Origin of the sequence: Streptomyces hokutonensis (assembly GCF_042751305.1) — a bacterium.
In the GTDB taxonomy this organism is placed as follows: Bacteria; Actinomycetota; Actinomycetes; order Streptomycetales; family Streptomycetaceae; genus Streptomyces; species Streptomyces hokutonensis_A.
On record NZ_JBHYWD010000030.1, the window covers coordinates 1 to 22389 of the forward strand.

19 protein-coding genes and 1 pseudogene are annotated in these 22389 nt (G+C 68.8%); 11 read left to right on the forward strand and 9 right to left on the reverse strand.

Annotation, left to right across the window (positions count from 1 at the left end; all coding sequences use genetic code 11):
• Positions 1–821: 821 nt before the first annotated feature.
• The 4 genes from ACFXC1_RS45140 to ACFXC1_RS45155 all read right to left on the reverse strand — a co-directional run bounded on the left by ACFXC1_RS45140 (position 822) and on the right by ACFXC1_RS45155 (position 4086).
• On the reverse strand, positions 822–1361 hold the full coding sequence (locus ACFXC1_RS45140) for an NAD(P)H-dependent oxidoreductase (protein ID WP_381254658.1): 540 nt from the start codon (positions 1359–1361) through the stop codon (positions 822–824).
• 91 nt (positions 1362–1452) lie between these two features.
• Positions 1453–2433 (reverse strand): aldo/keto reductase, encoded by a 981-nt coding sequence (locus tag ACFXC1_RS45145; protein ID WP_381254661.1) that lies wholly within the window; start codon positions 2431–2433, stop codon positions 1453–1455.
• A 313-nt stretch (positions 2434–2746) separates the two neighbouring features.
• The gene (locus ACFXC1_RS45150; protein ID WP_381254664.1) at positions 2747–3229 is read right to left on the reverse strand and encodes a nitroreductase family deazaflavin-dependent oxidoreductase; all 483 of its coding nucleotides are present in this window, start codon (positions 3227–3229) and stop codon (positions 2747–2749) included.
• Positions 3230–3240: 11 nt separating this feature from the next.
• Entirely contained in the window at positions 3241–4086 is an 846-nt protein-coding gene (locus tag ACFXC1_RS45155) for an SDR family oxidoreductase (protein ID WP_381254667.1), read from the reverse strand.
• A gap of 250 nt (positions 4087–4336) precedes the next feature.
• On the opposite strand from ACFXC1_RS45155, the gene ACFXC1_RS45160 reads away from it, so the two are divergent.
• Complete coding sequence (locus tag ACFXC1_RS45160) at positions 4337–5296, forward strand: helix-turn-helix domain-containing protein (protein WP_381254669.1); 960 nt, start codon at positions 4337–4339, stop codon at positions 5294–5296.
• Positions 5297–5822: 526 nt separating this feature from the next.
• Complete coding sequence (locus ACFXC1_RS45165) at positions 5823–8999, forward strand: ATP-binding protein (RefSeq protein WP_381254671.1); 3177 nt, start codon at positions 5823–5825, stop codon at positions 8997–8999.
• A 465-nt stretch (positions 9000–9464) separates the two neighbouring features.
• Here ACFXC1_RS45165 and ACFXC1_RS45170 read toward each other — a convergent pair whose 3' ends face one another.
• Positions 9465–10391, reverse strand: a complete 927-nt coding sequence (locus ACFXC1_RS45170; RefSeq protein ID WP_381254673.1) for a DUF3592 domain-containing protein — start codon at positions 10389–10391, stop codon at positions 9465–9467.
• 697 nt (positions 10392–11088) lie between these two features.
• Here ACFXC1_RS45170 and ACFXC1_RS45175 point away from each other — a divergent pair.
• Both ACFXC1_RS45175 and ACFXC1_RS45180 read left to right on the forward strand, forming a co-directional pair.
• Positions 11089–11181 (forward strand): annotated as a pseudogene (locus tag ACFXC1_RS45175) (CorA family divalent cation transporter); the annotation flags it as partial.
• A 100-nt stretch (positions 11182–11281) separates the two neighbouring features.
• Positions 11282–12184 (forward strand): HAD family hydrolase, encoded by a 903-nt coding sequence (locus ACFXC1_RS45180; protein ID WP_381254675.1) that lies wholly within the window; start codon positions 11282–11284, stop codon positions 12182–12184.
• Positions 12185–12495: 311 nt separating this feature from the next.
• Here the strand turns inward: ACFXC1_RS45180 and ACFXC1_RS45185 are convergent, their stop codons facing one another.
• Positions 12496–13377 (reverse strand): helix-turn-helix domain-containing protein, encoded by an 882-nt coding sequence (locus tag ACFXC1_RS45185; RefSeq protein ID WP_381254676.1) that lies wholly within the window; start codon positions 13375–13377, stop codon positions 12496–12498.
• A gap of 9 nt (positions 13378–13386) precedes the next feature.
• Entirely contained in the window at positions 13387–14220 is an 834-nt protein-coding gene (locus ACFXC1_RS45190) for an alpha/beta fold hydrolase (protein ID WP_381254678.1), read from the reverse strand.
• A 434-nt stretch (positions 14221–14654) separates the two neighbouring features.
• Between ACFXC1_RS45190 and ACFXC1_RS45195 the strand changes: the two genes are divergently transcribed.
• Positions 14655–15167: a DUF6879 family protein gene (locus ACFXC1_RS45195; RefSeq protein WP_381254681.1), complete on the forward strand. Its 513-nt coding sequence runs from the start codon at positions 14655–14657 to the stop codon at positions 15165–15167.
• Positions 15168–15197: 30 nt separating this feature from the next.
• On the opposite strand, the gene ACFXC1_RS45200 is transcribed toward ACFXC1_RS45195, so the two are convergent.
• Positions 15198–15752 carry a flavoprotein gene (locus ACFXC1_RS45200; RefSeq protein ID WP_381254684.1) on the reverse strand — a complete coding sequence of 185 codons (555 nt, stop codon included), beginning with the start codon at positions 15750–15752 and terminating at the stop codon, positions 15198–15200.
• Entirely contained in the window at positions 15749–17020 is a 1272-nt protein-coding gene (locus ACFXC1_RS45205) for a helix-turn-helix domain-containing protein (RefSeq protein ID WP_381254687.1), read from the reverse strand. Before ACFXC1_RS45205 ends, ACFXC1_RS45200 begins: the two co-directional genes overlap by 4 nt.
• 175 nt (positions 17021–17195) lie before the next feature.
• Here ACFXC1_RS45205 and ACFXC1_RS45210 point away from each other — a divergent pair, with 175 nt between their 5' ends.
• Genes ACFXC1_RS45210 through ACFXC1_RS45235 form a run of 6 tightly spaced genes read left to right on the forward strand, consistent with a single transcriptional unit; the run spans position 17196 to position 22344 of the window.
• Positions 17196–17633: an ATP-binding protein gene (locus ACFXC1_RS45210; protein ID WP_381254689.1), complete on the forward strand. Its 438-nt coding sequence runs from the start codon at positions 17196–17198 to the stop codon at positions 17631–17633.
• Between the two features lie 41 nt (positions 17634–17674).
• Positions 17675–18958: a UDP-N-acetylglucosamine 1-carboxyvinyltransferase gene (locus tag ACFXC1_RS45215; RefSeq protein ID WP_381254856.1), complete on the forward strand. Its 1284-nt coding sequence runs from the start codon at positions 17675–17677 to the stop codon at positions 18956–18958.
• Positions 18955–20181, forward strand: coding sequence for a metallophosphoesterase (locus tag ACFXC1_RS45220; RefSeq protein ID WP_381254692.1), 1227 nt, complete (start codon positions 18955–18957; stop codon positions 20179–20181). Before ACFXC1_RS45215 ends, ACFXC1_RS45220 begins: the two co-directional genes overlap by 4 nt.
• Entirely contained in the window at positions 20178–20717 is a 540-nt protein-coding gene (gene dcd, locus ACFXC1_RS45225; protein ID WP_381254694.1) for a dCTP deaminase, read from the forward strand. Before ACFXC1_RS45220 ends, dcd begins: the two co-directional genes overlap by 4 nt.
• Positions 20714–21250: a dCTP deaminase gene (locus ACFXC1_RS45230; protein WP_381254696.1), complete on the forward strand. Its 537-nt coding sequence runs from the start codon at positions 20714–20716 to the stop codon at positions 21248–21250. The genes dcd and ACFXC1_RS45230 overlap by 4 nt, the downstream gene beginning before the upstream one ends.
• A complete protein-coding gene (locus tag ACFXC1_RS45235) occupies positions 21247–22344 on the forward strand; it encodes a glycosyltransferase family 4 protein (RefSeq protein WP_381254699.1) in 1098 nt (365 codons plus the stop codon). Before ACFXC1_RS45230 ends, ACFXC1_RS45235 begins: the two co-directional genes overlap by 4 nt.
• Positions 22345–22389: the final 45 nt, after the last annotated feature.

A 22389-nucleotide genomic window follows, 5' to 3' on the forward strand; every position in this document is an offset into this window, starting at 1 on the left:
CGAGAGTCGAAGCTCCCGCCGCAGTCCCCGTCCGGATCACCGCACCCTAGGCCAGACGCACCGGTGGGGGCGGCGGCGCGCCCGCCCCCCCCCCCCGCCCCGAGGGATTTTCAACACCATCTGCCGGCTTACTGCGATGCCGGCGTTGTCTTTCCGCTCGCGCTCCCGTGAGAGGGGGATGCGTGCGGGGATCGCGTCTGCGTGACCGTGGGACCACCTTCCGTTCCGGGGCCTGCGGTACCCGGGCCGGCTGTCTCTGCCCGGGCGATCCTGATGGCGTCTGCCTCCTTCGCTTCCTTCTGATCCGTCTGTTCATCCCTGCAATCGTGCGTACTGCGACGGCGCCATTGAGCCGCCCGGCCCGGCAGCCAGCGAGAGGACCCCGAGAACCTTCCGGCCCCGCCACTCCACTGCCGTGCCACTACCTGCGTCCTACATGCACGGCAGTTCGTGTCTGCCGCGCCTTCCCGACTTCCTGGCTACAGGCAAGAGATTAACCCCCGCGATCCCCAATGTCTACGTCCACCATTGGAGATTTCCTGCATGCCGGGATGGCTATGTTCTGTCATCCAGCCAGGACGGAAGCTACATCGGGATCGTTCACATACGTATTAGTGTCGAGTCCCCGCGTTCCGCTCGGCAGGCTGCACAACGGCGCAGGTGTTGAGCCTCGAACCTCGTGCCGCTTGGCCGGAATTCGCATACGTGTGCAGCGAGGTCTCCGGTCGCTTGGGGTCGATTCGGTGAAGAGCGACCGGAGACTTGCAGACCCCTCGCCGCTGCGTCGTGATCGGCGAGGGCGGCCGTTGTCGTGAATGGGGTCAGGCGGCGAAGGAGGCGAGCAGTTCGTTGTACTGCTTGGCGGCGGTGTCCAGATCTTCGTCGGAGAGGCCGAAGGCGGTCCCGTACAGCTTGACCATCGGCTGGATGTCGAACTGGCACAGCCTCAGGGTGGCGTGCCAGTTGCTGAGGAGGGTCTCGATGGTGGCCTGGTTCGAGCCTTCGGGAGTGTAGTGGTCGGCGGGGACGCCGGCGGTGACGGCGACGACGGCCCTCTTGCCGGCCAGCTGGGAGGCGGAGCCGTCCATGGTGAAGGCCCAGCCGAGGGTGAGGACCTTGTCCTGCCACTGCTTGAACAGCGGGGTGGTGTTGTACCAGAACACCGGGTGCTGGAAGACGATCACATCGTGCTCGGCCAGCAGTGCCTGCTCGGCGGCGACGTCGATCTGGAAGTCGGGGTAGGCGGCGTAGAGGTCGTGCACGGTGACATGGGCCAGCTCGCGGACGGCGTCCACCAGGGCCTTGTTGGCCGTCGACAGGGACAGGTCGGGGTGACCTACGACAAGGAGAACCTTGGACATGATGAGAAAACCTCTTCAGTGATCAGTGAAATGGGTGAACGGGTTCAGGTGGATCGGGGGAGACGGGTCAGCGGGTCGCCAGGGCGTCGGATCACCGGTCGATGCTGGCCATGTTCGCCTCGTCGTGGCGCTCACCCGCGGCCGGCGTGAGGTTGTTGAGACGCTCGAGCTGAGCGGCGCTGAGTGAGATGGCGTCGGCGGCGGAGTTCTCCTCGACGCGTGCGACCCGTCGCGTGCCGGGGATGGGGGCGATGTCGTCGCCCCGGGTCAGCAGCCACGCCAGCGCCGTCTGGGCCGGAGTGGCGCCGATCTCGGCACCGATGGCCTGCACTTCGTCGACGATGCGCAGGTTGCGCTGGAAGTTCTCGCCGGTGAAGCGCGGGTTGGTCTTGCGCCAGTCGTCGTCGGTGAAGTCGTCGACGGTGCGGATCCGCCCGGTCAGCAGGCCGTGCCCGAGCGGGGAGTAGGGCACGAATCCGATGCCCAACTCGCGCAGCAGCGGGAGGATTTCGGCCTCGACGTCGCGGGTCCACAGCGAGTACTCGGTCTGCAGCGCGGTCACCGGGTGCACGGCGTGTGCCCGGCGGATCGTCTCGGGTCCGGCTTCCGAGAGGCCGATGTGGCGCACCTTGCCCTCGGCGACCAGGTCGGCCAGCGCGCCGACGGTCTCCTCGATGGGCGTGTTCGGGTCGACGCGGTGCTGGTAGTAGAGGTCGATGTGGTCGGTGCCGAGCCGCAGGAGCGAGCCCTCGACCGCGGCCTTCACGTTGGCGGCGCTGCTGTCAATGACGCCGGGGCCGTCGCCGGCGTGGGAGACGAGCCCGAACTTCGTCGCGACGACGACGTCGTCGCGCCGTCCCTTGATGGCCTTGCCGACGAGTTCCTCGCTGTGGAAGGGGCCGTAGATCTCGGCGGTGTCGATGTGGGTGACCCCGAGGTCCAGTGCCCGGTGGATGGTGCGGATCGACTCGGCGTCGTCGAGCCCTCCGCCCGTGGTGTAGGTGCCGGCCATGGTCATGGCTCCCAGGCCGATGCGGGAGACATCGAGCCCGCCCAGTGATACGTGCTTCATGGGGTGTTCCTTTCGTGACGGCCGTCAGGCCCGGTCGGTGGTCGTGATCAGTGGGTTTGGCCATCACATGGCGGGCCGTGCCTGGGTGGTCCACGCGTTGTCTACGCGGGCGCCGTGGCCCGGTAGCGGGTCAGGGCCGTAGGTGCGCCCGACGGCTTCCGGCTTCGGCCGGGAAGGGTGCTCGGGCATCGGTGCCGTCGTGGTTCAGGCGGCCGAGGACAGTGAGACTGCGGTCGTCGTGATGTGCTTCATCCGGGCGGCCATCCGCACGCTGACCAGCCATGGCATCCGCAGGCTGAACCGGCTGCGCCCGTCAGTGCTCCTGGTCGGCCGGCTCCAGCAAGAGGACCGGGATCTCACGGGTGGTGTTCTTCTGATACTCGGCGTAGTCGGGGAACGCCTCGACGGCCCGGGCCCACCACACGGCCTTCTCCTCCCCGGTCACCTCGCGCGCCAGCATGTCCCGGCGCACCGGGCCGTCCTGCAGCTCCACCCGGGGGTCGGCCGCCGCGTTGTGGTACCAGACCGGGTGAGTGGGGGCTCCTGCCATGGAGGCGACGACGGCGTAGGCACCCTCGTGCTCCACCCGCATGACCGGGGTCTTGCGGATCTTGCCGGTCTTCGCGCCCAGGGTGGTCAGGATGACGACGGGCAGGTCCCGGAGCCTCTCGTCCTCGGCCCGTGCGACCAGGACACTCAGCGTCGTTCCCTGCGTACCGCCGGAGCTCTCGTACAGCTCCACCTGGTCACGGACGAACTGCGCCTTGCTCGGCTCGTACTCGCCTTTGAGGGGCATGTCGTTCCTCCTCAGACGTGGGCGTCGTCGTAGGCCAGGCTGTCGCCCAGTTCGCGGGATGCCTCGGCCTGGGCGAGGAGTTCCTTCGCCTTGGCCTCGGCGGCCTCGATGGCGTCCGCACCGGCGACGAAACGCAGCAGCGGCTTGTCCTGGTCAACGATGGTGAGCAGGGCGCGGGCGAGCTTGGCGGGGTCGCCGGGCTGCTGGCCGTTCATGCTCTTCATGCCCTCGATCCGCGGGGCGGTGCGCGGGGCGTAGTCGTCGATGGACAGCTCGGGCCAGTTGGTGGAGCCGTCCACGAGGAGTTCGGTGCGGAAGTAGCCGGGCTCCACGATCGTGGTGTGGATGTTGTACGGCTCGACGTCGTGGCGCAGGGACTCCATCCAGCCTTCCTCGGCGAACTTGGAGGCGGCGTAGGCGGAGGTGAACTCCATGCCGACCAGCCCGGCGGTCGAGGTGATGGTGATGACGTGCCCGGCGCGCTGCTTGCGCAGGATCGGCAGGACGGCGCGGGTGACGTTCATCGGGCCGAAGAGGTTGGTCTCGAACTGCCGGCGCATCTGCGCGGGCGAGATCTCCTCGAAGTACCCGGTGAAGAGGTTCCCGGCGTTGTTGATCAGGACGTCGATACGGCCGAAGCCGTCGACGGCGACCTGTACTGCGGCCTCGGAGTCCTCGATGCTCGTGACGTCGAGCCGGGTGACCAGCAGGTTGTCCTGCGGCCCGCCGAGGGTCTTCTCGACCTCCTCGGGGCGGCGGCCGGTGGCGACGACCTGGTGGCCGGCGGCGAGGGCCTCGCGGGCGATGTCCGTGCCAAGACCGCGTCCGGCACCGGTGACGAAGATGACCTTGCTCATGGGGGGGTTCCTTTCAGGCGCCGTGACCGGCACCCGCTGTGTGCGGGGGGGGGGTGACGCATGCGGCGCCGACAGCGCCGCACAGGGGGTCGGGACCGGCGGCACAAGCGCCGGCCCTCCGGACGGTTCACACCGCCGTGGTTGGTGCACCACCAACAAAACCGCTTGTCACGGGAGTGTGGGAGTCCCTGATGAGGGGGTCACTGACAGGGACCCCCAACCCGGCCGGAGCGCTCGTAGAGTGATGCGCATGGCAGGCAGAAACGACCCACAAGGCACCAACCGCGACATCCGCGACGATTTCCGTGCGGAGATCCGGGAATTCCTGGGCACGCGACGGGCCAGGGTCACCCCCGAACAGGCCGGACTGCCCCTCTACGGCGGGGAGCGCCGACGCGTCACCGGACTGCGCCGCGAGGAGGTCGCCCTCCTCGCGGGCATCTCCAGCGAGTACTACACCCGGCTGGAGCGCGGCAACGCCACCGGCGTTTCCGAGAGCGTCATCGACGGCATCGCACAGGCACTCCAGCTCGACGAGGCCGAACGCACCCACCTGCTCGACCTCCTGCGCGGCGCCGGCACCACCCGCCCGCCACGCCGCCGCCCGGCCCAGCAGCGCGTGCGGCCCGCGGTGCAGCGCGTCCTCGACTCCATGGCCGGCACACCCGCGTTCATCCTCAGCGGACGCGGGGACATCCTCGCCGCCAACCACCTCGGACGCGCCCTGTTCTCCCCCGTCTACGCCGACCCGGCACGGCCCCCGAACAACGCCCGCTTCGTCTTCCTCAGCCCCCACGCGACCGAGTTCTTCCGCCACTGGGACGAAGTCGCAGGCGACACCGTCGCCATGCTCCGCGCCGAGGCCGGCCGCGACCTCTACGACCGACGGCTCACAGACCTCATCGGCGAACTGTCCACCCGCAGCGAGGAATTCCGCCACCGCTGGGCCGCCCACAACGTCCGCATGCACACCACCGGCGTGAAACTCCTCCACCACCCGGTCGTCGGCGACCTCGACCTGCCCTTCGAAACGTTCCCGCTCCCCGACGGCCCCAGCCAGTTCCTCCTCACCTACACCCCCGAGCCCCACTCACCCACCCACGACGCCCTCAACCTGCTGGCCAGCTGGGCCGCCACCAACAACGACATCGAGCGGTCCGCGCCGGCCAACGAGACCCAGCCCGCCGACCCGGCCGAAACACCCGACTGACCCACGAGCCACACGAGTCGATCTGCGGCATCTTTTGCGGAGCAGCGGCAGCATCGGCCACCGATGCAAGGCGGCCAGGAGTGGCTCAGCCTTCCACGCGAGACCGCTGGGGCGCCGTTGCACTCCAGCTCGCGGCACTGCGGACAACTGACAACTTCCGCCACAACCTCCGCTCGGGACCACATGTCCTGGACGGCGAAGCGCAGTGGCAAGTACGGGGAGAACGAGATGTACTCCATGTCGGCCGGTTCTCCCGCCTCGGGCCAACGGTCTTGCCGAAACGTGTGGCATCAACACCAACGGCAGACAGCCGCGCCTCACGGAGGGTAATCGCACTTCGGAACCTGTAACGACATCAGTGCGGCCCGCACTCACCACGTCATCGACGCCTTGGACGGTCTGACCTGCGAGAGCAACTGGTATACAGGGAGGGAAAGTTCACCGAGCACCGCTGGTGGATCCTGGACACCGGACGTCGTGCTCGCAGGCCTCGTGATCCCCCCGGTAGGGTTCTGCCCAGACGTTGATGATCACTATTGGCACGACCACATACCGTCACGTCTTCTCGGTGGTCGGCGTTCTGGGCTGGCTGTGGGGGCGTGTGATGACGTTCGGTGAGAAGTTGCGGGATCTGCGCCGGGCTTCAGGGCTGACGCAGGAGGAGCTCGCCGAGGCCGCCGGGCTGACGGCCAGGTCGATCAGGGATCTGGAGCGGGGCCGTCGGCAGCGGCCCCGGCGCCGCACGCTGGAGCTGCTGGTGACGGCGTTGAGACTGACCGACGCCGACGCCGTCGCGCTGCTTGACGCCGACCGTTCTGGTCGGCAGGGCGGTCCTCCGGCCGATGACGGCGCTACCAAATCAGGTCTGCTCGATCGTCGCCGTCAACTGGCGGTCCTTGACCGCGCGGCCGGTGAGGCCCGGGCCGGTCGGGGTGCGGTGGTGCTGGTGCGGGCGGGCGCGGGGATGGGGAAGACCTCCCTGGTGAACGCCTGGGCTGAGGCCGAGCAGCTGCGGGGGATCAGGGTGGTGCGGGGCAGCGGGGGAGAGCTGGAGCAGGACTTCGCCTTCGCGGTACTACGGCAGTTGGCCGAGCCGTTGCTGGCTCAAGCCGGTCGGGACGGGCGGGAACGGCTGCTCTCGGGTCCGGCGGACTCGGCGTCGCACGCCCTGCGTGTGGCTGGACTCGGTGACGCCGGAGGCCTGTCGTCGGAGGCGTCTCAGGGCCTGCTGCACAGCCTGTACTGGCTGATGGTGCATGTCACGGACGACGGGCCGGTCGCTCTGGTGGTCGACGACGCGCACTGGGCGGACGGCCCGTCCCTACGGTGGCTGGAGTACCTGACGCGGCGGCTGCGCGGCCTGCCGTTGCTGCTGGTGCTGACGGCACGGCCGGACAGCGGAACCGGGGCCGAGCCGCTGCTGGAGCGGATCGCCGCCCAGCCGCACTGCCTGCGGGTCGGGCTGCCGGCGCTGGGCGTCGACAGCGTGGCCCGGCTGGTGCGGGAGAGTCTGGGCCAGGACGCCGAACCTCGGTTCGTCGCCACCTGCGCCGAGGCGACCCAGGGCAACCCCCTGCTGCTGCGCGAGTTGCTCCGCACCCTTGCCAGCAAGGGTGTCAGGCCTGTCGATGACCGAGCACGGCTGGTCGCGGAGTTCCGCGGCCGGATCCTGGCGGACACCGTGGTCAAGCGGCTGACCGGCCAGCCTGAGCCGACCCGGCGTCTGGCCGAGGCCCTGGTGGTGCTGGGGGACGGAACTGACTGGCATCTGGCGGCCGAACTGTCAGGGTTGGGCGAGGCGCAGGCCCGTGAGCACGGGCGCCGGTTGCGGCGAATCGGTGTGCTGGCACTTGGTGAGCCGGTGCGGTTCGATCATCCTCTGGTCCGTGCTGCGATCGCCGAGACCGTCGGACCGGTGGAGCTGGCCGCCGGACACGCGCGGGCGGCCGAACTGCTGCGGCACGAGGGGGCGGCCGGCGACCGGGTGGCCGCCCACCTACTGCTGGCCGAACCGAGCGGCGAGCCCTGGCGGGTCGACGCCCTGCGCCAGGCCGCGCGGGCCACGCGCGGCCGAGGCGCCCCGGAGGTCACCGCGGCCTATCTGCGCCGAGCCCTGCGGGAGCCCATGTCCGGCAAAGAACGCGGTCCGCTGCTGCTGGAGTTGGGCGGCGACGAGTTGCAGCTCGATGTCGGTGCCGCGCGACATCATCTGACGCAGGCATCCGCGGTGTTGACGGACCCGTACTCCCGCGCTCAGGCGGCCTATCTGCTCGCCAACGCGCTGTTCCTCGGGCATGAGCACGCGGACGCCGTCGAGGTGCTCGCCCGCGCGGTGGAGGACCTGCGGCAAACCGACGACAGCATCGGGGCGGCCCGTGAGGTGCAATGGTTTCTGCAGGCCCAGATGCTCCTGATCGGCTATGACCAGCTGTCCACTCTCCCCGCGGCCCGGCAACTCGCAAGCCGACTGTGGGATCACAAGCTGGCCGGTGACACCCCGGGTGAGTGCGCGGTCCTGGCCGGGCTGGCCGCCTCGGCCGTCGCCGGGGACGCCAGCGCCGAGGTCGCCAACAGCCTTCTGGACCGGGCCCTGCGCGGCGGGTTGGCAGCCATGGACCAGTCGCAGATGCTCGTGAGCCTGGCCGGGACGGTCTTCCTGACCACGGACCGTCTCGACGACGCCGCCGCCCGGTTCGAGCAGATCGCCGACATCGGTGCGCGGTGGGGCGTGTTCCTCATGGTGTCGACGGCGATGATATGGCAGCTCAGGGTCCGCGCGCGCCGGGGCCAACAGCTCGCGCTCACCACGGACTTCGGACACCCCGCCGTCACAGACGGCGAGGGGCTGGAGCCGCGGGCACGGCTGGCGCTGATGGCCCAGGTGGGCGAATCGCTGATCGAGCGGGGCGACCTGGCCTCGGCCGCACGGCTGCTGGTGCCGGACGCCGGCACCGACCGGGGCGGCTGGGTGTGGCAGGGGCCGATGCTCCTCGCCCGCAGCCGAGTGCACGCCGCGCGGGGCAATCGGGCCGCCGCCCTCACGGTCCTGCTGGAGTACGGTGCCCAGGAGAAGCGGACAGGGGTCACGAACCTGACCGGGGCGCCCTGGCGGTCGCGGGCGGCACTGCTGCACCTGGCGCTCGGACAGCGGACCGACGCGCTTCAACTGGCCACCGAGGAACTGGAGCTGGCTCACCGCTGGGGCACCGAGCGGGTGATCGGCCTGGCGTCGCGCTGCCTGGGTGTCGTCATGGGCGGTTCCGAAGGGGAGGCCCTCCTGCGCGAGGCCGTGGCCCTGCTGGAGCGGTCTCCGGCCCGCCTGGAACTGGCCCGCGCCCGGTACGAGCTGGGCATCGTGCTGTCACGCAGAGGAGAGACCCACCAGAGCGGCCAGGTTCTCACCCAGGCGCTGGACCTCGCCGATGCCTGCGGCAGTCTCCTCCTGTCCGGCCGGGTACGCCGCGCGCTGGCCGAGCTGGGGGTACGCCCGAGAGCCGCGCCGACAGTCGCCTCGAGTCTGTCACTGACCGAGCACCGGGTGCTGGAGCTGGTAGGCGCCGACTACAGCGACCGTCAGGTCGCCCAGGCCCTGCTGCTGACTCCGCAGGACGTGACAGGCCTGGTGGAGCGAGTGGGCCGCAAACTGGGGGTGACCAACCGGTCGGAACTGGTACGCCTGGCGGGAGCCGGCCACGCCCGTTAGGTACCGCGGGGCTCGACAGCGGGCTTCCCGCCACACCCCAGTCGGCTTGCCCAGGACCTGGATGTCACGGTTGCCGGGGAGCCTGGAACCGGACGTCGCCGGAGGTGTGCGCTTCTGGCTCACGCTCCCGATTCGCTCCGGTGGATCTTCCGGTAGTCCGTCCTCTGCTTCTTCCCGGTACTCGTGTCGGTGTCGATGTTCTGCTGGTGAGGGGGACTCGGCTCCCAAGCCCCACAGGACGCCTTCCACGACCGTCATCACTGCGGACGGTCTCGGGCATGGCCGGGACAGCGTCCGTGTGGGCTCCGCCCAGCCGTTCGCAGAACTCCCCTACAAGGACACCCTCAGCCTCGACCAGTCCGTCCCCACCTGCACGAACATCGCCCGTACCGATCAGCACGCCGCTGGCATCCGGTGCACCAGACCTCCTTTCTCGCCCGGTGCCTCGGGCTGCTGGACGTACGTTCAATCTGAGTGATGTGGCAGCGGAACTCCCGTGACGGTGATCGAGCCGTTCAGTGCCGGATCCTGCGAGAAGACATGGGTCCACGCGACCTTCAGGCTCCGCGCCGATGTCGGGACGGTCTGATCCAGCGTCAACGTGTCGGAGACGGTGCCGCCGGCCGGCACGCTGATCGGTGCGAGCGGGCGGGCCGTGTAGGAGTTGCCTTGACCATCGGTCGCGGTGAAGTTGGAAAAAATCGGCAGGGTCACCGATGCGGTGGCGCCGTCGTGCGCGCTGACCGTCAGACTGACGTTCCCGCCGGCGTTGACGACCTTGACGACGGTCACGGTCAGGGCGCCGTCTGCGGCGGACCACGCGCCGGTGGCCGTCGCGGCGGGGAGCGGTGTGGCGGACATCGTCCGGCTTCCGGTCCCGGAACCGGCCGGCTGGCCGAGCCCCTGGGCGATGGGCGGTGGTGTAAGCGGCTGGTCGTAGCTCTGCAACTCCCCGGCGATGCGCCCGCCCAAGGAGGCGAAGCCGATCAGGAAGATGTTCAAGAAGACCAGGCCCGCCAGCATGGGCACGGTGCCTTGCTTGGCTCCGCGTTGGTCCACCACGCAGCGCATCGGGTTCCCCGCGCTGTAGCGGATCTTGACCGGATCGCCGGGGATCAGGAGTTTGTCGACCGCGCTGCGCATCGGTGAGGCGGTGATCAGCTCACCGGTCTGCGTGGTGAAACGCACCACCGGGCGAATCGTGGTGGAGGACGAGCTCAACCGCGTGGCCGTGTCCACGTGATGGGTCACCGTGATGTTGATCCGCACGACCTCGCCGGTCGTGGGCACGCCGCTGTTCAGCAGCTGACTCCGGCGTGACCACCACAAGAAGGCGCCGATATCGACGGCCAGCAGGCCGGCTAGCGGCAATAACACGAATAGCAACCACATAACTGCCCCTCAACGTCAATCCCTCGAATCGTCAGGAGTCTTACCCTGCGCCGAATCCTGACGTCAAATTCGGTCCTTCAGCCGTGGTCACCCTTTGATTTGCGCGTTCCGACCGAAATATGCACAAGGATCCCGCAGTCTGATCGCGGTCGATGGCACGTGACCAGGAGCATGGGGGCCTGCGCTCTTGGTTTGTTCCGGTAAAACTTCCGGTATTCCGTCCGGTTCTTCTTCCTGGTGTCCCTGTCCGCATCGATGTTTTGCTGTACGCGGTGACGCTGCTGCGCAATTCCGAGATACCTCCGCCGCAATGACCCCGACCGCGATGCCGAGGCGATCACTACGGTCTCCCCCGCCGGATTCTGCTGCACGGCCGAATTGAGTAGCAGAGTCGACGCTGGAGCCAAAACTCCCTCACACCCCCTGCCGTCAACACCGGTGGCCCCAACCCGGATTGCCCAGTGGGTCACGAACCGCCGCCAAAGCCAGCGGCGTAGTCCAACAGCACCTCAACACGCAGCACTTGACAGGGAACGGACCCGGTCGGACCACACGACCCACGCCATCCACGAGTCGCAGACCCTGTGCACCGAACGCGTCCACGAAACCCCCGCCCACGAGACCGCCCGGATCGGCCCGGGCCAGAGAGGTTCCCAGCAGCATCGCCGCAGGTCAGCACCACCCGGTAGACGGCTTCAAGAAGATCTCGTCGTGGGCGGCGATTCTGTTCGCGCCCACGCTGGTCGGCACGATCTACGGGATGAACTTCGACCGGATGCCGGAGTTGCATACCTGAAGAAGGCCCCTGTGCCGGTCGCGGCTATGATCCGCATCTTCGAGCGATTGGGGACCTGGTGGGGATATTTCGGCGCGGAGAGCGTCGTGATGGGGTGGGCCTGCCGCGCGACGGGGAGTTCGCGTTCCTGTCCGAGGCGGAGGCTGCCCGGTTGCGTACTTTCGTCCGCGAGGCATTCGCGGAGCGCGGCATCGAGGTAACGGTCGAACCGGGCCGCGTGACCACGGGCTCGGGTTGGCGCTTCGGCCTTTCCAATCTTGCGGCCGTGTGCCACAACGACAGCCGCGGCCCCCGGTGCTGGCGGGCGCTCGTAGACGAACATGTTGACCGGGTCATCCGGTCGATGGATGGACCTCAGGCTCTCAAGGCCCTGCCGCGCGAACAGCTCCTGGCCCAGCTCTACCCCCGCTTCATTCCCAGCGATCCCGCGCTCCTGAAGGCTTTCGGGTACGGTCCCCAATCGGTTCCGGGGCTGTTGGAGGTGCTGGCGCTCGACCTGCCGGAAACCGTCGACATGCTGACCGCGGACTCCCTCTCCAACCTGGGTGACATCACGGCCCTTCGGGACCGTGCGTTCCAGAACCTACGAGCCGTCCGCGTTGACAAACACAAGGTGGTCAGGGATAAGGACGGCTCCCACTTCGACGTGCTGATGGGCGGCTCGTACTTCATCGCGAGCCTCGCCCTGGTTCTGGATGAGGTCCTACTCCGCTACACCAAGGACGCACCGGCGCCGGACGGAATCCTGGTCGCGCTGCCGCACCGGCACCAACTCGCCTTCCACGTCGTCCGCGACAGGAACGTGGCCTCCTCGCTGCACGCCATGGCCCGGTTCGCCGCCATGGGCTTCGAGCAGTCACCGGGCGCGCTGAGCCCCTCGGTGTTCTGGTGGCACGAGGGCAGCTTTACCCAGGTCGCCACCCAGGACGACGCCGGCCTGCACATCAAACTCACCCAGGAGGCCATGAACCTGGCAGCGCGTTTCGCGGGCGGGTAGCCAGACCTGGCTCGACATGAAGTCCTGCAGTCACTTCGAAACGCCGCCGGCGGACCACAACGATTGAGACGACGGACACCATCCGCGGGCGGCGGACCAGATCATATGAGATTCAAGGGAGTTCACCATCTCAAGTGATCTGGTCGCTACAGGTCACAGCCCAGACTCCGAACCAGATGAATCGAGACGGGACAACTGTGTCCTTTGACAGCCAAGTTAGTCCGGTGCGATGCCCTGACCTGGGGCGACTAGGTTGGATGTCAAAGGACAGTTGTCGGTCGGGAGCAATGTGAGGGCTGCGGCTGGGCGGTTCAGCGCTTGCCGGAACCGCGTGCGCCACCTGTCACGGGCCTCCCTGCCCGCCAGGAGGCCGGCCACGCGACGTCGTCGATCGCCAGCCACGGCGCGGCGGCGACGGCAGTCGGCGTGAGCCCCGTAAACGCCTTCACTTCGCGGTGCAGATGGGACTGGTCGACGTAACCGCTCTCGGCCGCGACACCGGCGGGAGGGACACCCGCCGCGAGCAGATGGGCCGCATGGTCGAACCGCACCAGCTGGGCGGCCCGCTTGGGGGTGACGCCGAGCTGCGCCCGGAAACGCGCCCACAGACGCTTGCGGCTCCAGCCGACGTCGTCCGCCAGGCCGTCGATACGCATTCGCCCCCTGCTGGTGACCGTCCGCCTCCAGATGTGGGCGACCTCCGGATCGATCCGCAAGCCGTCCCCGATCCGCCGGCGGACGGCGTCCGCCGCCATCGCGAACCGCTCGTCCCACGATCCGGCTGTACGCAGCCGCTCCTCGAAGCGCCCGGCGCCGCGGCCCCAGACGTCCGCCAAGGACTCCACGCTCCCGCTGCCCCCGGCCGACGAGCCGAGCACTGCAGCCGCCACACCCGGCTGCAACCGGATCTGCAGGCACTCGCCCACCAGGCCGGACACCCGCAGCTCCCCGGGGACCAGGCCGATCACGACACTGCCGCGTCCGTGCCGCCCCTGCGTGTCGTAGACCAGGCCGTCATCGTCGCTCAGATCGATGAGCAAGGTGACGGACGGATGCGCGACCATCGCGATGTCGACGGGCGCGGGGACACGGTGGCGGAATCCGGCCATGCTGATGCCCGGCAGCCGGTCCGAGGGCTCCGGTACTGCGATGTCAACGCCCGACCACGCGGGTGGCACGCCCTGCGACAACACGGCGCCAGTCTAGGCCGGGCCTGCCGGCGGGGTTCCGGCGCACAGGGTCGCGAAGTCCAGCAGCAGCCGGCCCACCGGCTCGGGCGCTTCCAGCATGGGCATGTGCCCAACGCCCGGCAGCATCTCGACCTGCACGCCCGGCACGACGTCGTACTGGCGCGCCGACGCCGGATCCCACCGGGGATCGGCGGCGCCGAAGACCACCAGCACCGAGAGCCCGAGGGCGGCGAGCCGCTCGGGCACGGACTGCTCGGCGAGGTACGCGGTGTTCTCGCGCAGCACCTTGCGGAACGCGCGGTACGTGGTGCTCCGCACGTCGGCGACCATGCCGGGCGGAATGGGCGCAGGCCCGGCGAGCGTGGCGCCGATGCCTTTGCGGATCATCGCATCCGAACGCCGCCACCACAGCAGCGGCCCGAAGGGCGGTGCCAGCATCACGCGCAGGACGGCCGGCTGCGGCAGGAGTGCGTCGAGGCGCGGGCCGGTACTGATCATCGCCAGCGAACCCACCAGGTCGGGGCGCTGCTCCGCGAGCGCGGTGGCGACGTATCCGCCGCTGGAGTGGCCGGCCACGGTGACGGCGCGCAGCCCGAGTTCGTCGAGCAGCGCCGCCACGCGGCCCGCCTGCGCCGGAACGTCGTAGGACGTGGCGCGCGGGGACCGGCCGCAGCCCGGGAGGTCTATCCGGACGACATGATGACGGGCGGCGAGGGCCGGAACCACCGGCCCCCAGGAGGCGCCCGAGGCTCCAGACCCGTGGATGAGCAGCAGTGGCGGCGCGTCCCGCGGTCCGTCACGGTCCACATGCATCGGCTTCGCGTGCTGTGCGTCGTGGGCGTTCATAGAGCGATAGTGCGGGGGCGGCGGCTGCCGGTCTTGTACGAATGTCGCCAACGGCCCGCGGCGGGCGCGCCCCGCACGACTAGGTTCACTGTCAAAAAAGCCGAAACGACTGGGTTCGTTATCAAACGCCTCGATTGGATGGCAAAGGACAAACTGGTGGATCAGGGCCGCCAGCTATCGGATCCAGCCATCCCTGAGTGCCCCAGTCGGCCCACTGCTCGTCGCCCCGGCTTTGGCCACGTAAGGTCAACTTCCAGGCACATCTGGGTAGTTTCGGCAAGTTCCCAGCTCCATGGCACAGCCGCGGGCAAGCTCTGGCAGAGAGATCGAAGGCGGAGGACATCGAGCGCCTCAGGCAGATGGACATCTCCGACCACGAGTCGGTGGCGGAGATCCCCCGTGTGGCGTGCAGTTCTTCCTGGAGGTGCAGAAGGTTGACGAGGACCCCGACGTTTGAGGAGCTGTTCCGCGACTGCCAGCGGACGGCCGTCCATCTGGAGCTGCGCGACGCCTACATGAAGTCGGACCCGGCCTTCATCGACTGGAAGGCCGGCATCACGCTCGACCCGGCCGAGCGCTGGAGCGACTGGCACGGCATCGTCACGGAGGCGACCTCGCGAAGCGTCGAGGTCCACCGGGCCCGCGTCGTCTCGACCCCCGTCAGCGAGTACATCCGCTTCGAGTACGACGTGACGCACGGACTCAACATCGCCGCCGGCGAAGACGTCCGCTGGCTCTCCCGGCGAAACGCAACGGCCCTCGCACTCCCAGGCAACGACTTCTGGCTCTTCGACTCCAACCTCGTTCTCGTCAATCACTTCGACGGTGAAGGCGAAAACATGCAGGTGGAACTCACCGACGACCCGGCGGTCGCCAAGCTCTGCGAGTCGGCCTTCGACGCCGTATGGGCGCGGGCAACACCCCACGCAGAGTTCCAGTTGGCCTGACAGCACCAACGACGCCTGCAGCGCCGCCGATCACGTCCGTGCCGACGGCTCAGGGGCCAGGAGTTCCAGCGCCTCCTCCCATTGGAAGCGGTCGGCGCCACCGCCCGCTTTGGGCTTGTGTGGTTCGTACGATCCGACCAGCACTCCCATCCCCCGCAGCCGTGTCAGGCTCTGCTCGTAAGCGGGGTGGGCGGCCTGTGCCGCGTTCAGGTACGGCAGTACGGCGGTGGGGATACCCATGCCGTACGCCTCGCACAGGATGCCCAGGGCGAGGGTGTCGGAGATTCCTGCGGCCCATTTGTTGACCGTGTTGAAGGTGGCCGGCGCGACGACGATGGCGTCCGCAGGCGGCAGGGGGCGGGCTTCGCCGGGCGTGCGCCAGGCGGAGCGGATGGGATAGCCGGTCTGGGTCTCGATCGCCTCGGTGTCGAGGAAGCCCAGGCCCTGCGGGGTGGCGACGACACCGACGTCCCAATGCCGTTCCTGCGCTGCGGTGATCAGTTTGCCGACGTCGCCGGCGATACCGCACGCGCAGACGACGACGTACAGGAAGGGCTTCTTGTCCGGGGCGTTCGGCTCGGTCACGCGGGGACTCCCAGTTGGCGGCTGAAGTTGTGCAGTTCGGGCAGCGTACGACGGCGGTCGCGGGAGGCCATGTCGGCGACCAGGTCGCGCACGGCGGGGCGGCGGACATCCTGGGCGGCGCAGGTCTCGGCGATCCGCACTGCCTGGTAGCCGTCGGAGAGGCGGCCCTGCTGGCTGTAGGCGCGGGCCGTCTCCACCCACAGGGCCGCCCGGCGTTCGGGGACCGGGATGTGCCGACGCATCAGGGGCCGGGCCGCTTGCAGGGCGAGACCCGCGTCGCCGAAGGCCACCAGGGAGCTGAGTTCGTGGAGGGCGACGTTGGTGGGGCTGAAGTTGGCCCAGGCGTCGGGACGGTCGAGGGAGACGTACCGGGCCACTTCTTTGGCCTCGGCGAGAAACTCCTCGGTTGCCGCGCGGTCGCCTCCGCCACTGGCCGCGGTCACCCCGCGCAGCAACAGCAGCCCGACTGCGGCAAGGTATTTCGGGGAGCGACGGTCGTAGGAGCCGACGAGTTGGTCGGCCGTGTGCCTAACGAGGGTGACGGCCTGGGCGGTGTGCTTCTCGCGGGCCAGGACGTGGGCCTGCACGCGGACGCTGGAGGCGAGGACCACCGGGTCGCCGGAGCGTTCGGCCTCGGCCATCGCGCGGCCGACCGCCAGCCAGGCGTTGCCCTGGTCGTGCTGTTTGAGCAGCAGGCTGGTCGAGGTCTGGTACGCGGTGGCCAGAAGCGCGGACAACGTGTCGCTGTCCGTCGCGCCGCTGGAGGCGAGCCGCAGGTTGGCGATCAGCCCGGGCAGGGTGCGTTCGAGTTCCGTGTAGTCGCAAGTGTAGAAGAGCCTGCGGGCCGCGCCGACCTGCTCACGGAGGACTGCCGTGGCCAAGGGGACGCCGGTGCTCGCCGGGTACAGACCCGGCAGGAGCGCTTGTACGAGGTCATCGTGGGCGGCGGCCGAAGTGGCCGGGGTCGCGAGTGCGGCGATGCTCGCGGCAAGGAAAGTGCGGCGGTGCATGTCTTCGGTTTCGGGGTCGGCGGTAGAGGGATCAGGGGCCGCAGCAAGACCCAACTGCTGGGGCGGAATGTTGAGTTCCTGAGCAACAGCGCGCAGGACGCGGATGTCCTCCGTGCCGCGTCCGCTCTCCAGGCGGCTCACCTTGGACTGGTGGTAGCCCAGCACGGCGGCGACGTCCTTCTGCGAGCGCCGCTGTAACACCCGTGCCTGACGGATCACTTCGCCGATCCGTCTCGTTTCGCCATGTCCTTCGGGCATCTGCCACGGCCCCTTCCGCCGTCGCCGATCCTGCCTGCCCAACCGAGCGTAGATCAGGCGCACTTCACCGTCATGCAGCTCCTGCATAACCGATGCAGCGCCGGCACCTGGGCTAACCACCCACCGCCACGGGCTGGTTGCGTGATGTGGCCGCACCTACCCCGGGAGGCCGCTCATGGCAGCGCACCAGCTCACCCTGTCCGTACCCACCACACCAACCGCGGTCACCGCCGTCCGGCACCAGGCGATGAACGCGATAACAGGCTGGGAGGCGGAGCTGGACGACGAGCTGATGCACACCGTCGAGCTGCTGATCAGCGAGTTGGTCACCAACGCGGTCCGCCACGCCGGCCCCGGCCAGATCTCGATGACCGTGCGGCTCGTAGAAGCCGTCCTACGCGTCGAGGTCAGCGACTCCAGCCCCGCGCTGCCCCAGCTCAGTTTCCCGGACGAGTGCAGCGAGAACGGCCGCGGTCTGTTCCTCGTCGCAGCGCTGGCCGACCGGTACGGCGCCGAGCCTACGCCGACGGGCAAGCGGTGCTGGGCCGAGATCGACCTGTCCACCAGCTCGAACCAGAAAGACGCCATCTCCCTTCCCCTGCAGAGGAGTTGACCGTGACAACCACCGCCTCCACCCCGACCCGGGCCGCAGAGGTGATCGCTGTACGCCCAGGACCTCCGCTCGCCGGCACCGTCACCGTCGACGGCTCCAAGAACGCCGCCCTGCCGTTGCTGGCCGCCGCGGCAGCGCTCGGTCGCCCGGTGCGGCTGACCAACGTCCCGGCCAACACAGACGTGCAGATCATGCTCGCTCTCCTGCAACAGGCAGGTTGGCACGTAGCGCAGCCCGTAGGCGAGCCGACCGCTGCGGTGATCCTTCCGACCCAGAGCCGACGCACGCACGCCGAGCTTCCCCAAGCCGCCCACATCCGTGCCTCCTACTACCTGGTGCCCGCCCTACTCGCCCGCCACGGGGAGGCCCGGCTGCCGTGGCCGGGAGGCTGTCGAATCGGCGCACGTGGGATGGACCTGCACTTCACGGTGTACGAGGCATTCGGCGACCGCACCGCATTCGACGACTCCGGCTACCGCGTCGAAGCTGTCACGCCGCGCACCGGCACCGTCTCACTGGTGTTGCCGTTCCGCTCGCGCGGGGCGACTGTGGCCGCCGTACTCCGGGCAGTCACGACCAGCCGCCCGTTGCGGCTGGGCTCGCCCAACCTCTCCCCGGAGGTCCTGTGCGTGCTCGACGCCCTGGAGACAGTGGGCTGGGAGATCCGGACGAGCGAGCACCTCCTCATCCTCACGCCACCGTCCTCAGCCCTGATCGACGGCATCGCCTGGCAAGTTCCCGGCGACAAGATCGAGGCAGGCACACTGGCGTGCGCGATCGCGGCAACCCGCGGTACAGCCCGCATCGAGGGCGTGCACGGCAGGGACGTGAACCCGCTCATCGCTGCCCTGCGACGGCTGGGCATCCCTGTCGGCGCCGACGCCGGCATTCTCTCCGTCCGTGCCCGAGACGCGCGACCGACGAGTCGTGGTCTGCGGGCCATCGCGTCCCTCAGCCCCGGCGGGCTGGACGCCGACTTCGAACCGCCCCTGATGGCACTCGCCCTCAGCCTTCCCGGCACCCATCTGTTCGCCGACGCCATAAACCCCGGCCGCCACAGCAACCTGCTGCCCCAACTGGCCCGCCTCGGAGCCGACTTCGAGGAGCTCTCCCCCACCGAGTGCCGCCTGACCGGACCCCAACAGCTCACTGGGACAGGCGTGGAGGCCACCGACATCCGTACCGGCTCCGCTCTCATGGTCGCCGGCCTCACCGCCCAAGGGGTCACCACCGTCGGCGGCCTCGACCAGCTCCGCCGCGGTCACGCCGACCTTCCCGGCAAGCTGCGCGCCCTCGGTGCCGACATCTGCGAGGTCACTCCATGACGCGTCATCGCACCGTGCGGCAGATCGTGGCCACCACGGACGTGCACTCCTCCTTCGACAACACCGCCCCCTTCCTGAGCCATCTCCATACCCTCCGCCCCACGTCACTCATCGTGGACTGCGGAGACTTCTTCGAGGGCAGCGGCTACTACCGCCTCGCCCATGGCAGCGTCGAACGCGACATCCTGCTCAAGCTCTACGACGTACTCGCGCCCGGCAACCACGGCTGGCCTCATCACTTCGAACCCGACCTGCACCAACTCACCGTCTGCGCCAACGCCGTCGACGCCACCGGCCAAGCGCTCTTCCGCCGCCTGCACACCACCCGCATCGCAGGACGACAGGTCGCGATCACGGCCGTGATCGGACAGCAGGCGTTCAACGCCATCCCTGCCGAGCATCGGACCGATCACCGCGTGACCGACCCCGTCCAAGCCCTGCGCGAGGTGATGCTCACCCACCACCACGAGGTAGACGACTGGATCCTGCTCAGCCACTCTGGCTTCGACGAGGACCTCAAGCTGGCAGCCGCCTGCCCCTTCCTCGACGTGATCTTCGCCGGGCACTGCCACAGCAACCAGTACGGCCCTGTCCGCGTCGGCGACACCCTCATCGTCAAGGGCCGGGAACTCGCCGACGGGTACGCCATCGGCACACCCGTCGGACAAGGCTGGGGCGCCGGCACCACTCGCTTCCCGGACCGGGCTCCGGCTCGTGTCCCGGCCGAACTAGCGCCGCTGGAAGCAAAGATCGGCGGACTCAGGCAGCAACTGACCGCCGTCCTCGGCCCCGTGACCAAGGCATATCGGCACCGGACTCCCGATCGCTACGGCCTGCTCGTCGACCTCGCAGCACGCCTGCGCACAGGACTCGGCATCGACGCGGTCATCCTCAACGAAACGGTGCTGCGTCCTGTCCCGCTCGGCGGCACCCTCACCCTGGGCGACCTGCTCGCTATCGAGCCCTTCGACAATCAACTGGTCCACGCGAACATCCCGGAGGACTTCCGCAAGAACCTTGATGGCCTGCTGGCTCATCTCACCGAACAGGCCGGCCCACTCGTGACCGCACCGGATCCCCTGCCGGACGGCATCACCAGCGTATTGACCACTGACTACCTCGCCGGCACCTGCCTCGCCGGCCGCGCCCACGCCGCAGGGCTGCTGCTCAGCCAAGCCGTCAAGCACGTCCTCACCGCGCCGGCCCAGGGAGGCACTCGATGATTCTCACGGGCCCCGAGATCACCGCAGCCGCCCAGGACGGCCGCCTTCGCATCGCCCCCTTCGCCCCCGACCAGGTCAACCCGAACAGCTACAACGTGCGCCTCGGCCCCACTCTGCTCACCTATACCGCGGACGTCCTGGACGCCCATCAGCCCAACCCCACCCGTGAGTTCACGATCGGCCCGGACGGATACGTCCTCCAGCCCGGCGAGCTGTACCTGGGTCACACCCTCGAAGAGGTCGGCTCCGACACGATCGTCCCTCTGCTCTTCGGCCGTTCCTCGGTTGGACGACTCGGCCTGTTCGTCGAGATCACCGCCCCCATCGGAGACATCGGCTTCCACGGCCAGTGGACCCTGATGCTCACACCGATCCGTCCCCTGCGTATCTACACGGGCATGAGGATCGGGCAGATCATGTTCTTCGCCTCCCTCGGCCCGATCGCCCTGTACCGCGGCAAGTACCAGGCAGCAGACGGTCCGCAGCCCTCCGGCTACTGGCGCGACGTGACAAAACTTCGGACGGTGGCCTCGTGATCCTCACGGGACCCGGCATCGCCGCCGCCCGAGCCGCAGGTGAGATCACCATCGAGCCGTACGAACCGGCCCGCCTCTCCCCTAACGCCTACGACTGGCGACTCGGCGACACGCTGCGCATCTGCGACACCGACCTGGACGCCGCGACCCCCACCCCGTACGCCGAGACCACAATCCCCGCGTCCGGGCTGGTCCTGCAGCCCGGGGTGCTCTACCTCGGCGTCACCCACGAACGGACCGGATCAGAGACGTACGCCCAGTTCCTCAATGGCGACCGCACCGTCGGCGGGCTCGGCATCTGGGTCCATGTCTCCGCCCCACTCGGTCACCAAGGCCATGCCATCCACTGGACCTTGGAGATCCGCGCCGCCAGACCCGTCCGGGTCCATCCCCGGATGACCTTCGGCAAGCTCGTCTTCCTCCACTGCCTCGGCACCCCGGCCAGCTACCAACTGCACGGCCTCAAATACACCGCGACCGCAGGCATCGACATCTCCCGCCTCTACGAAGAACTCGCCGGGGGTACGACATGAGCCCGCTGATCGCGACCGCCCTCGACCTGCCCTTCGGCAGCGCCGGCGGAAGTGTCGAGCTCTTCCTCGACCTCTATACCGGCGAGAACCCTCTCCTCCCTGCCCGCGCTTTCATGCTCGCCCCGCGGCCTGGTCCACCACGTCTGCCTGCGGGACTGGAGTTGATGGACGTGCCGGGCAAGTGCCTGTCCGGGCCGCCGTTCGCCCTGTACGTCAACGCTCTGCGCAGGGCTTTGTCCCAGCTCATCGATCCGGCGGACATCGATGTGCTCCACCTCCAGCACCTCACCTTCGGCGGCACACCGGCCCTGATCCGCGCGCTGCCCACCCGGCCACGCATCGCGCTCGTCCACGGCACCGACCTGCTCTTCGCCGAAGTCCGAAACGACCAACTCCGAGTCCTGCGGGAGAGCACCCGCGCCGCCGACGCCATCGTCGTCCCCACCGGCGCCATGGCTGATCGACTGCTGAAGCTCGTACCGACCACCAATCGACGGAAGATCACGAACATTCCGTGGGGCGTCCCTGACCGCCTGCTGACCAACCCGCCGCCCCGTCCCGGGCGACGTCCAGCCGGACATTTACGGCTGCTCTACGCCGGTCGTCTCACGTCCGAGAAGGGCATGGAGACCCTCATGCGCGCATTGCCCGCGATCGAGGCAGTCGAACTGAGCATCGCCGCACCGCCCCACCAGTTCCACGCCTTGACCCCGCTCCTGCGCCTGCTCAAGGTCCACGTCCGATATCTCGGCTGGCTGAACCGCCCACAACTGTGGAACACCTTCGCCGACCACGACGCCCTAGTCATGCCGTCGACCACGCTCGAAGCCATGGGGCTCGTCGCCCTTGAAGCGCAAGCCTGCGGACTGCCGGTCATCTACCAGCCCGTCCCCGGACTGAGCGACGTCCTTGCCGCGAGTGGCCACAGCACCGACTTCACCAACCCGGCGGTCCTCGCTCATGACCTCACCCGGCTCCGCACCACACCTGGCCTGCTCCCGGCACTCCAGGCCGCAGGCCACGCTAACGCGGCCCGCTATCCCCTCACCGCTACCGCAGCCGCCCTCACCGACCTGGGCAAACAGCTCATCTGACTTGCCCGCGCCGCAGTCAGATCCGTAGCCGCGCCTTACTACGCT

Bases quoted from the DNA above. Each gene is read 5' to 3' on its own strand.
- ACFXC1_RS45165 (WP_381254671.1), top strand. From the start codon at position 5,823: ATGATCACTATTGGCACGACCACATACCGTCACGTCTTCTCGGTGGTC.
- ACFXC1_RS45170 (WP_381254673.1), bottom strand. From the start codon at position 10,391: ATGTGGTTGCTATTCGTGTTATTGCCGCTAGCCGGCCTGCTGGCCGTC.
- ACFXC1_RS45145 (WP_381254661.1), bottom strand. From the start codon at position 2,433: ATGAAGCACGTATCACTGGGCGGGCTCGATGTCTCCCGCATCGGCCTG.
- ACFXC1_RS45160 (WP_381254669.1), top strand. From the start codon at position 4,337: ATGGCAGGCAGAAACGACCCACAAGGCACCAACCGCGACATCCGCGAC.
- dcd (WP_381254694.1), top strand. From the start codon at position 20,178: ATGATTCTCACGGGCCCCGAGATCACCGCAGCCGCCCAGGACGGCCGC.
- ACFXC1_RS45190 (WP_381254678.1), bottom strand. From the start codon at position 14,220: ATGAACGCCCACGACGCACAGCACGCGAAGCCGATGCATGTGGACCGT.
- ACFXC1_RS45140 (WP_381254658.1), bottom strand. From the start codon at position 1,361: ATGTCCAAGGTTCTCCTTGTCGTAGGTCACCCCGACCTGTCCCTGTCG.
- ACFXC1_RS45235 (WP_381254699.1), top strand. From the start codon at position 21,247: ATGAGCCCGCTGATCGCGACCGCCCTCGACCTGCCCTTCGGCAGCGCC.
- ACFXC1_RS45220 (WP_381254692.1), top strand. From the start codon at position 18,955: ATGACGCGTCATCGCACCGTGCGGCAGATCGTGGCCACCACGGACGTG.
- ACFXC1_RS45205 (WP_381254687.1), bottom strand. From the start codon at position 17,020: ATGCCCGAAGGACATGGCGAAACGAGACGGATCGGCGAAGTGATCCGT.
- ACFXC1_RS45150 (WP_381254664.1), bottom strand. From the start codon at position 3,229: ATGCCCCTCAAAGGCGAGTACGAGCCGAGCAAGGCGCAGTTCGTCCGT.
- ACFXC1_RS45155 (WP_381254667.1), bottom strand. From the start codon at position 4,086: ATGAGCAAGGTCATCTTCGTCACCGGTGCCGGACGCGGTCTTGGCACG.
- ACFXC1_RS45210 (WP_381254689.1), top strand. From the start codon at position 17,196: ATGGCAGCGCACCAGCTCACCCTGTCCGTACCCACCACACCAACCGCG.